This window comes from Nonomuraea sp. NPDC004186 (assembly GCF_053603495.1).
Genome location: NZ_JBSGFQ010000232.1, coordinates 1 through 8745, shown reverse-complemented (window position 1 = coordinate 8745; position 8745 = coordinate 1). Strand labels below are relative to the sequence as shown.

At 69.3% G+C, this 8745-nt stretch carries 10 protein-coding genes; 5 read left to right on the top strand and 5 right to left on the bottom strand.

The features are described from left to right. The 4 genes from ACWEPL_RS64300 to ACWEPL_RS64285 all read right to left on the bottom strand — a co-directional run. The coding region (locus ACWEPL_RS64300; RefSeq protein ID WP_452442803.1) for a cation transporter at window positions 1-503 on the bottom strand (503 nt) is incomplete at its 3' end. A 27-nt stretch (window positions 504-530) separates the two neighbouring features. Then, window positions 531-1481, bottom strand: coding sequence for a hypothetical protein (locus ACWEPL_RS64295; protein ID WP_363974096.1), 951 nt, complete (start codon window positions 1479-1481; stop codon window positions 531-533). Beyond that, a complete protein-coding gene (locus tag ACWEPL_RS64290) occupies window positions 1478-1690 on the bottom strand; it encodes a heavy-metal-associated domain-containing protein (RefSeq protein ID WP_355195316.1) in 213 nt (70 codons plus the stop codon). The genes ACWEPL_RS64295 and ACWEPL_RS64290 overlap by 4 nt, the downstream gene beginning before the upstream one ends. 28 nt (window positions 1691-1718) lie before the next feature. Continuing rightward, window positions 1719-2000, bottom strand: coding sequence for a metal-sensitive transcriptional regulator (locus tag ACWEPL_RS64285; RefSeq protein WP_397366957.1), 282 nt, complete (start codon window positions 1998-2000; stop codon window positions 1719-1721). A gap of 309 nt (window positions 2001-2309) precedes the next feature. Between ACWEPL_RS64285 and ACWEPL_RS64280 the strand changes: the two genes are divergently transcribed. The 5 genes from ACWEPL_RS64280 to ACWEPL_RS64260 all read left to right on the top strand — a co-directional run bounded on the left by ACWEPL_RS64280 (window position 2310) and on the right by ACWEPL_RS64260 (window position 8436). Beyond that, window positions 2310-3920 (top strand): ABC transporter substrate-binding protein, encoded by a 1611-nt coding sequence (locus ACWEPL_RS64280; protein WP_363974099.1) that lies wholly within the window; start codon window positions 2310-2312, stop codon window positions 3918-3920. Then, entirely contained in the window at window positions 3917-4915 is a 999-nt protein-coding gene (locus ACWEPL_RS64275) for an ABC transporter permease (protein WP_350727961.1), read from the top strand. Before ACWEPL_RS64280 ends, ACWEPL_RS64275 begins: the two co-directional genes overlap by 4 nt. After that, window positions 4912-5763 (top strand): ABC transporter permease, encoded by an 852-nt coding sequence (locus ACWEPL_RS64270; protein WP_363974102.1) that lies wholly within the window; start codon window positions 4912-4914, stop codon window positions 5761-5763. The genes ACWEPL_RS64275 and ACWEPL_RS64270 overlap by 4 nt, the downstream gene beginning before the upstream one ends. Then, complete coding sequence (locus tag ACWEPL_RS64265) at window positions 5760-7457, top strand: ABC transporter ATP-binding protein (protein WP_452442800.1); 1698 nt, start codon at window positions 5760-5762, stop codon at window positions 7455-7457. Before ACWEPL_RS64270 ends, ACWEPL_RS64265 begins: the two co-directional genes overlap by 4 nt. 226 nt (window positions 7458-7683) lie before the next feature. Then, the gene (locus ACWEPL_RS64260; protein WP_363974108.1) at window positions 7684-8436 is read left to right on the top strand and encodes a (2Fe-2S)-binding protein; all 753 of its coding nucleotides are present in this window, start codon (window positions 7684-7686) and stop codon (window positions 8434-8436) included. Window positions 8437-8530: 94 nt separating this feature from the next. Here the strand turns inward: ACWEPL_RS64260 and ACWEPL_RS64255 are convergent. Continuing rightward, window positions 8531-8745 (bottom strand): hypothetical protein (locus ACWEPL_RS64255; protein ID WP_452442799.1); only part of this gene is annotated, 215 nt, incomplete at its 5' end.

The following is an 8745-nucleotide window of genomic DNA, read 5'->3' as shown; positions in this document are numbered from 1 at the left end:
GCGGCCAGCGTGCCGACCGAGATCAGCGTGTCCATCGTCGCCGCGCCGTGCCGCAGGTTCGTCCAGGCCGCCTTGTGGAACGGCCAGCCCGCGTACACCACCACCGGCGCCGCCAGCACCAGCGACAACCACTGCCAGTTCGTGAACTGCAACGCCGGCACCATGGCCATCGCGACCACCGGCACACTCAGCACCACCGCGGTGATCAACCGCTGCCGCAACGGCCGCAGCTCATCGGCAGGCTCCTGCTCGGCCCCGGCGCCGGACTCGGCGGGCGGGGCGGGCAGCGCGGCGGTATAGCCGGCCTTCTCCACCTCTGCGATCAGCTGCTGCGGATCCACGCCATCCGGGAAGGTGACCTTCGCCTTCTCCGTCGCGTAGTTCACCGTCGCGCTCACGCCCTCGAGCTTGTTCAGCTTGCGCTCGATCCGGTTCGCGCAGGACGCGCAGGTCATGCCACCGATCGACAGCTCGACAGCCCTGCCTTCAGTCAGGGAAGACATCACATCTCCTTTCCTCGTGTCCTGCGATCAATGCGGCTGGTTGCCGTGAGAAGGGCTCGCGCTCGGCTCCGCCGTGGTTTTGGGCTGTCCGGTACCGGCCTGAGCGGTGAAGTCCGCGGTACGGACCTTGCCGTCATGCTGGAAATCCAGGAACAACCGGTAGTCACCGCCGCTGGGCACCTCGGCGTAGAAGGTGATCTCCGGCCCCGCCTTGACACTCTCCTCCGGATGCACGTGCAGGTAGGCCAGATCACCGGCCCGCAACGCCACCAGATGCCCGTACGCCCCCAGATACGGCTGCAGGTCCGTCACCGGCTTGCCGTCCTTGCTCACGCTCAGCGTCAGCTTGCTCGCCTGGCCGGGCACGAGATCACCCGCCAACGAGACCGTGTAGCCGTCCACCTCAGCCGTACGAGTCGCCGGGGCCAGGGGCTGCGGCTTGTAGTCACCCGCCACCAGCAGATCCGCACCCAGCGTCAAGCCGCTCCCGCCAGTGGGGGCGAAGTCGGCGAAAGCCCGATAGGCACCCGGGTCATCCAGCGTCAACTTCACCGACCACACACCGTCAGCGGCCATGTCCGGGTGCACATGCTGGAAACTGGCCAGATCCCGCGACACCACGATGAAATGCAGCTTCTTGTCATGCTCGACCTGATAGTCAGTCACCGGCCTGCCATCGGGACCCGTCACAGTGAAACGGAAATCCGTGGGCTCGCCGGGCTTGACGGCGGTCAACGGGTTCAGCGTGTAACCGCTCTCGGACACTTGGAGCCCTCCAGGGGTATCGCCCTTCGCTGTTGCGGTGGCCTCCGCATGACCGCCATGACTCTCAGCGGCGGGAGTCGAATGGGTCGCCCCGTGTTCCGGCTTCGCCGGGGCGGGGCCGACCTCGCCCACCGCGTTCCCGACACCCAGAGCCCCGCCGAAAACCACGGCCAGCCCTACGACGTAGGCACCCAGCTTGGTTGCCGCGTTCATGACCGGCTCGCCACCTCGTAGCCCGCTTCCTCGACCGCGGCCACGATGTCCGCCGCCTCCACGGGGCTGTCACTCTCCACGGTCAGCAGGCCGCTCGCCAGGTCAACCTCCACCGAAGTGACCCCGGACACCTCACCGACCTCCTCCTTCACCGAACTCACGCAGTGCCCGCAGGTCATGCCCGTGACGGTGTAGGTAGCGGTAGCCATATCGATCAACCCTTTCCGGTGATGTCTGTCAGGAACGAACGAGCCGCGCGATGGCGTCGGAAGCCTCTTTGACCTTCGCCTGAGCCTCCGGCCCGCCCTGGGCGGCGGCCTCGGCGACACAGTGCGCCAGGTGATCCTCCAGCAGGGAGATCGCGACCGACTGCAGGGCACTGGTGGCCGCCGACACCTGCGTCAGCACGTCGATGCAGTACTTGTCGTCCTCGACCATCCGCTGCAACCCTCGCACCTGACCCTCGATCCGGCGCAGCCGCCGCAGCTGGTCCTGCTTGCTGTCGCTGTATCCGACCATGTCTCCCCCTTCCGACTCCTTGAATGTACCATACCCCCCTACCGTATTCCAAGCCGAGCCTGAGCCCAGGCGGGCGACCAGGGCCAACCGCTGCCCCAACTATTAGTCGGCATAGTAGGTTTCCTACCCACCCCATGCACGAGCTCCGACCGAAGAAGCCCAGGCGGGCACGTCATCGCAGCTCAATGCGAATTACGGTGTTTACACAATGGACTCTTGCATCTACGTAGCGGACCTATAGAGTCACGTGAAACGCACGCCCTCCCCGATGGGGTCACCTTGCACCTCATATACCCCCCGGAGGTTTTGTTGTACCACCGAACCACGGCTGCGCTGCTCTCCCTCGCGCTCCTCACGGCATGCGGATCCAGCACCGGCACGACACCCAGCGCCCCCGGCACCCAGCAGGCCAAGAGCATCACCATCGCCATCTCCTCTGACGAGGGCACGCTCACGCCGTTCACCAACCAGACCGGCTACCCGGGCAACAACCTGGTGAAGCTGCTCTTCGACACGCTGGTGATCGTGCGGGGCGACGGCGTCGCGCCGCTCCTGGCAAAAGAGATCAAGACCTCCGACAACAAGACGTTCACCCTGCCGCTCCGGCCAGGCGTCACCTGGCACGACGGCAAGCCGCTCACCTCCGACGACGTGGTGTTCAGCGTCGACTTCTACCGCAAGAACATGGAGGGTGACTCGTCGGTCGACGTCCGCCCGATCGCGAAGGTCAGCGCCAGCGGCGACGTCGTGACCATGACGCTCAAGGCGCCCGACCCCGAGTTTCCGCGCCGGATCCTGGCCGACATGGCGATCCTTCCCAAGCACCTGTGGGAGTCGGTGCAGAAGGTGAGCACGGCAGGGGTGGACAAAGCCGTCGGCAGCGGGCCGTACAAGCTGACGCAGTACGACAACGCCCGCGGCTACACCCTCACCGCCAACCCAGCCTATGCCCTGGGCAAGCCCAAAGTGGATTCGATCAAGGTGGCCGTGATCCCGGAGGAGTCCACCCAGTTCGCCGCCCTGCGCACCGGAGAGGTGCACATGTCCACGCGCATCGTGCCCCCGCAGCAGCTCGCGACGTTGGAAAGGCAGCCGGGCATCGGCGTGGTCAAGGGCACCGAGTTCGCCTCCACGCTGCTGGCGTTCAACACGACCAGACCGCCGTTCGACCGCCCCGAGGTACGCCGGGCTCTGGCCAAGGCCATCGACACGGGGGATCTGGTCAAGACGGCGCTGCTCGGCCAGGGCACCCCGGGCAACCCCGGCTTCATCCACGCGGAGTCGCCCATCAAGGGAGACCGGCTCCCGCCGATCTTCGACGCCGAGGCCGCCAAGCGGGAGCTCGACGCTCTCGGCGCCAAGCCGGGACCGGACGGGATCCGGGTGCTGGACGGCAAGCCCATGTCGTACGAGCTGCTGGTGCAGAGCGCCTCCACGGACCGGCTGCGCAGCGCCGAGCTGATCCGCGACATGCTCAAGAACGCGGGCGTCGCGGTGAAGGTCACCTCGCTCGACTCCGACTCCCTCGACGCCAAGGTCTGGCCCGACTACGACGTCCGGAAGGGCCGCAACTACGACATGTCCATGTGGGGCTGGTCCGCTCCCGTCATGCTCAGCAGCGGCACCATCGCCCAGCTTCTGGCCTCCGACCCGGACGACGGCAGCCTCAATGTCGTCGGCTTCAAGAGCCCGGCCGTCGACGAGACGATCGCCACCATGACCGCCGCGCCCACCATGGAGGCCAGAACGGAGGCCGCCAAGAAGCTCCAGGCCCAGATAGCGGAGCAGCTGCCGTTCCTCACCCTGTACTACCGCAACGGCGCCTACGCCTTCCGTAAGGACGTCTACAGCAACTGGACCTGGCAGAACGGCTCCGGCGCGCTGAACAAGTTCTCCCTCGTCGACTACCGGCTCGGATGACGGCCGTCCAGGCCGTCCGCCGCGGCTACCCCCGCTACATCGCCGGCAGGCTGGCCGAATACCTCTCGGTGCTGCTGGTCGCGCTCACGCTCAACTTCGCGCTCCCCCGGGCGCTCCCGGGTGGCCCGCTCAAGCTGTTCGGCAGCCCGGAGGCGCTGGCCAGGCTGACCGCCGACGAGCGCGCGCAGATCGCCACGCAGTACGGCTTCGGCCGGCCGCTCCCCCAGCAGTTCCTCGACTACCTGACCGGCGTGTTCACCCTGGACCTCGGCACCTCGCTGTCGGACGGCCGGCCCGTCACCCAGGCGCTGGCGGACGCGCTGCCGTGGACGCTGCTCCTGGTGGGCACCAGCACTGCGGTGACCGCCGTCCTGGGGGTGACGCTGGGCGTCGCGGGCGCCCTGCGTCGCCGCCGGGGCAAGGGCTCCGGGCTGCTCGGCGCGGCCGTGGTCGCCGACTCGGTCCCGCAGTTCTGGCTGGGCATGCTGCTGATCGTCCTGTTCGGGGTGAAGCTCCAGCTGCTGCCCACCTACGGCGTGTCCGGGCCGGAAGGGGTGACGGTCGGCGGGGTTCTGCAGCACCTGGTCCTTCCGGTGACGACGCTGACCGTCACCGGCATGGGATATCTGTTCCTCTACACCCGCTCGTCCCTGCTCACCGTCCTGACCAGCGAGCCGGTGCAGCACGCCCACGCCCGCGGAGTGCCGTACGGCAGGCTCGTGCGCAGGCACGCCCTGCGCCCGGCGCTGCTGCCCGTGCACACGATCCTCATGCTGGAGATCGGCTTCCTGGCCGCCGGGGCCATCGTGGTCGAGACCGTCTTCGCCTATCCCGGGCTCGGGCGGCTCACCTTCGACGCGATCACCGCCCGCGACTACCCGCTCATGCAGGGGGCGTTCCTGGTGCTCACCGTCATGGTGGTGCTCATGAACGCGCTGGCCGACGCGACGTACCCGCTGCTGGATCCCCGTGCCAGAACCGGAGACCGGAGATGATGTTCCTCAAGGCGCCGCGCCGGAACCTGCTCGGCGCGCAAGGAGTGATCGGCGTCGGCGTCCTCGTCGCGATCGTCGCCATCGCGGCGTACGGAGCCGTCCTGCCCGACGGTGCGGGGCGCGAGCGCGTGGCCGAGCCGTACGCACCGCCGCGGGCAGGCTTGCCGCTGGGTTCCGACGATCTCGGCCGGGACCTGCTCGACCAGCTCATCGTGGGCGCCGGCACGTCCCTGGGGCTGGCGTTCATCGTCGCCGTCTGCACCACGCTGCTGGCCGCGATCATCGGCGGCGCCGCCGGGATCGGCCCGCGCTGGTTGTCGGTCTCGCTGATGCGCGGCGCGGACGTCCTGCTGATCCTGCCCGAGCTGATCCTCTACATCCTGGCGGCCGCGTTCCTCGGCCAGTCCTTCGGCATACGGGCGGCGATCCTGGCGCTCATCCTGTGGCCGGTCCCCGCCCGCGTGCTCCGAGCCGGGGTGCTCACCGCCTGGTCCCGCGGTCATCTGGAGGTGTCGCGGGCCATGGGCGCACCGGCCTGGTGGTTGCTGGCCCGGCACGGCACGTACCTCATCGGGCCGCTGCTCATCCCGGTCTTCGTCCGCACCGCGAAGGTCGCCATCATCTACGACGCCACCCTGTCCTTCCTCGGCCTCGGCGACCCGACCTCGCCGAGCTGGGGCACCACGCTCTACTGGGTGCAGACCAACGGCGTCTTCCTGTCCGACGCCTGGCTGTGGTGGGCGCTGCCGCCCGGCGCCGCCATCACGCTCACAGTGCTCTCCCTCGCCCTGATCGGCGTCGCGGTGGAGGAACGGCTCAACCCTGCCCTGCGGGAGGCTGCTCGATGACCTTGAAAGTACGTGACCTGACCGTCCGGTACGGCGGCCTGGCCGCGGTCTCGCACGTCAACCTCGACATCGCCGACGGCGAGATCCTGGCGCTGGTCGGCGAGAGCGGCTGCGGCAAGACCTCGCTGGCCCGCACCCTGCTCGGCCTGCTCCCCTCCACGTCACATGCCGGCGGGTCCGCGTTGCTGGGCGAACACGAACTGGTCGGACGGACCGACTGGACAGGCGTGCGTGGCACCCGCGTCGCCACCGTGCCGCAGGGCGCGATGACCGGACTCAGCCCCGTGCATCGCATCGGCGCCCAGCTCGCCGAGATGCTCACCCTGCACGGCGGCACGGCCCAGCCCGCCGACCTGCTCGACCGCGTCGGGCTCCAGGGGACGATGCTCAGGTCATATCCGCACGAGCTGTCCGGCGGGCAACGCCAGCGGGTGGCCATCGCGCTCGCCCTGGCCGGCGAGCCGGACCTGCTGGTCGCGGACGAACCCACCACCGGGCTGGACGCCATCACCCAGCGGCAGGTCCTCGCCCTCCTGGCCGGGCTCCGCACCAGCATGCTGATCGTCTCGCACGACCTGGCCGGGCTGCTGCCGTACGCCGACCGCGTCGCCATCATGTACGCGGGCCGCCTCGCCGAAGTCCGCCCGGCTCGCGCGCTGTCCCCGGCCTCCGCCCACCCCTACACGGCGGGACTGCTCGGCGCGACCCCCGTCGCCGACCGCGAGATCGCCTGGGGCAGCATCCCCGGATCCGCGCCCGCCCTGGGGCACATCGCGGCCGGCTGCGCGTTCGCGGCCCGCTGCCCGCTCGCCGTCGACCGTTGCCGCGAGGAGACGCCGCCCTTGGTCGCACGCGGAGAGGCGCAGGTCGCCTGCCACCGTCACGACGAGCCGGACCACCCCTCCTACCCGAACGTGCCCCGCGTCGACAGCCCGTCGGGGAGCACCGTGGTCAGCGCGTCAGGCATCCGGCACACCTACCGGGCCCGCTCACGTGTCGTGGACGCGCTGCGCGACGTCGACCTCGAGATCAGCGCGGGCGAGATCGTCGGCCTCGTGGGCGAGAGCGGATCGGGCAAGAGCACGCTTGCCCGGATTCTGCTCGGTCTCATCAAACCGACCGCCGGTCGCGTGACGCTCGAAGGCCGGGAGCTGACGGCCGGCCGTGCACTGCGCCGCCTGCGACGACGGATCGGCTTCGTCCACCAGGACCCCTACGATTCGCTCCATCCTGGCATGCGGGTGGCGGCACTGGTGGCCGAGCCGCTGGTGGTGGCCGGAGTGCCCCGGGGCGAATGGCTCGGCCGCGTCCGGGAATCGCTGACCGCCGCCGGGCTGCCGGACGATTCCGAGTTCCTCGCCCGTTTCCCCGGCCAGCTGTCCGGCGGCCAGCGCCAGCGGGTGTCCATCGCCCGAGCTCTCGCCGGCAGCCCCGCGCTGCTCATCGCGGACGAGGCCACTTCCATGCTGGACGTCTCCACCCGCGCGGGGATCGCCACCACGCTGCGATCCCTGGCCGTCGAACGCGGCCTCGCCGTCCTGCTCGTCACCCACGACCTGGGCGAGGCCGTCCAGTCGTGCGACCGCATCCTGGTCCTCCAGGCAGGCCGGGTCGTCGAGCACGGCCCGGCCGACGACCTGGCCCGATCCCCGTCCCACGCCTATACGACCCAGCTCCTCCAGGCTGCCACATGAGTTGTCCGGGCCGGTTGACGAACGACATCCGCACCCTCTCCCGGACCGTACCGGGTAAATGTCGGCGAGCCGTAGCCCTTCCGGTCGCCGGCCCCGGGAAGTGGACGGTGAGGTCGTCGGTTACGACCGGCTCGTGCCCCAGGAGTGGTCGTCCGGCCCTGGAAACCATATACCCGTTAGGGGTATCATCCTCTACTATGGCGATACGTAGTGCGGTTGTGCAGTGATGGATGTCTTTTCGCGACTGGAGTCGTTCGGGGACCGCTTCCGGCTTGAACGTGGCCTGACGCCGCACGACGGCTGGATCGCATGCGACCGGCTGCTCGACTCCTCATCGGACGAACTCTCCCGTGTGCTCGAAGCCGAGCGGGTGGCCAGCGGCCAGAAGTCGGATCACGCCACCGCACTGACCGTCATGGCCGTGTACGCGGGCACCGTGACCGCGTCCGCGCTGCTGGCATGGGCGCTCGACCGGGTGGTCGTGGACATGCGACCGCGCAACGTCGCCATCCGGCTCTCCGAGCACCACGGGTTCGAGGCGGTCGCGCTACGCGAGCCGAACGCCGTGGAGGCGCCTGTCGACACGCTTGTCTCCTGGGTGCTCGACGAGCATCTCCTCCCGCTCGCGCACGCCATGCACACGCGCACCCGGGCGGGCCTACGCCAGCTCCATGGCGGAGTGGCGCACGGGTGCGCGGCGGCATTCTGCATCGCAAGCCGGCTCGGCGGCGACGTCGATCGGCTGCACCGAGCCTACGAGGAGTTCCTCGCCGCCTCCACCGGCGGCCTGGAAAAGCTCGGCGAAGTGATCAGGCTGCGAGAGGGCGATCGCGAAGGGCTGTTCTACCTACGCAACACGTGCTGCCTCTACTACACCTCCGACGAAGCGGTGAAATGCTCCAGCTGCTGCCTGGACAGTGCCGAGGACCGCGTGACCGCCTACCGCCAGGTCCTCGCGAACGGAGTGGTCCCCCACTGAGCCGCACAGCGCGCGACCCGAACGACTCCGGGGTCCGGCCACCGCCCCACTCCCCCGCCTCATCGGCCAAGCGTCTGCTTGGCCCGCGGACCCGTCATGGCTCCCCGGCGGCGCGGGACTTGGAGACCAGGCCGGCCCCGATGCGCTGGTAGAACCGCTGTGCCGCCACGTCGGTCTCGGCGACCTCCCAGCGGATCACCTTGCCGTCCGAGGCTGTCGATCCGTCGCGCGACGGATCGACACCAAGGTGAATAACCGTCTCAGCCGCTGGGCGGGATGTGGCGCAGCCGGTGGAGCGCCGGGATCGCC

Excerpts from the sequence above, each read along its gene's own strand:
- ACWEPL_RS64260 (WP_363974108.1), top strand. The coding sequence starts at position 7,684 with ATGGATGTCTTTTCGCGACTGGAGTCGTTCGGGGACCGCTTCCGGCTT.
- ACWEPL_RS64270 (WP_363974102.1), top strand. The coding sequence starts at position 4,912 with ATGATGTTCCTCAAGGCGCCGCGCCGGAACCTGCTCGGCGCGCAAGGA.
- ACWEPL_RS64290 (WP_355195316.1), bottom strand. The coding sequence starts at position 1,690 with ATGGCTACCGCTACCTACACCGTCACGGGCATGACCTGCGGGCACTGC.
- ACWEPL_RS64295 (WP_363974096.1), bottom strand. The coding sequence starts at position 1,481 with ATGAACGCGGCAACCAAGCTGGGTGCCTACGTCGTAGGGCTGGCCGTG.
- ACWEPL_RS64275 (WP_350727961.1), top strand. The coding sequence starts at position 3,917 with ATGACGGCCGTCCAGGCCGTCCGCCGCGGCTACCCCCGCTACATCGCC.
- ACWEPL_RS64265 (WP_452442800.1), top strand. The coding sequence starts at position 5,760 with ATGACCTTGAAAGTACGTGACCTGACCGTCCGGTACGGCGGCCTGGCC.
- ACWEPL_RS64285 (WP_397366957.1), bottom strand. The coding sequence starts at position 2,000 with ATGGTCGGATACAGCGACAGCAAGCAGGACCAGCTGCGGCGGCTGCGC.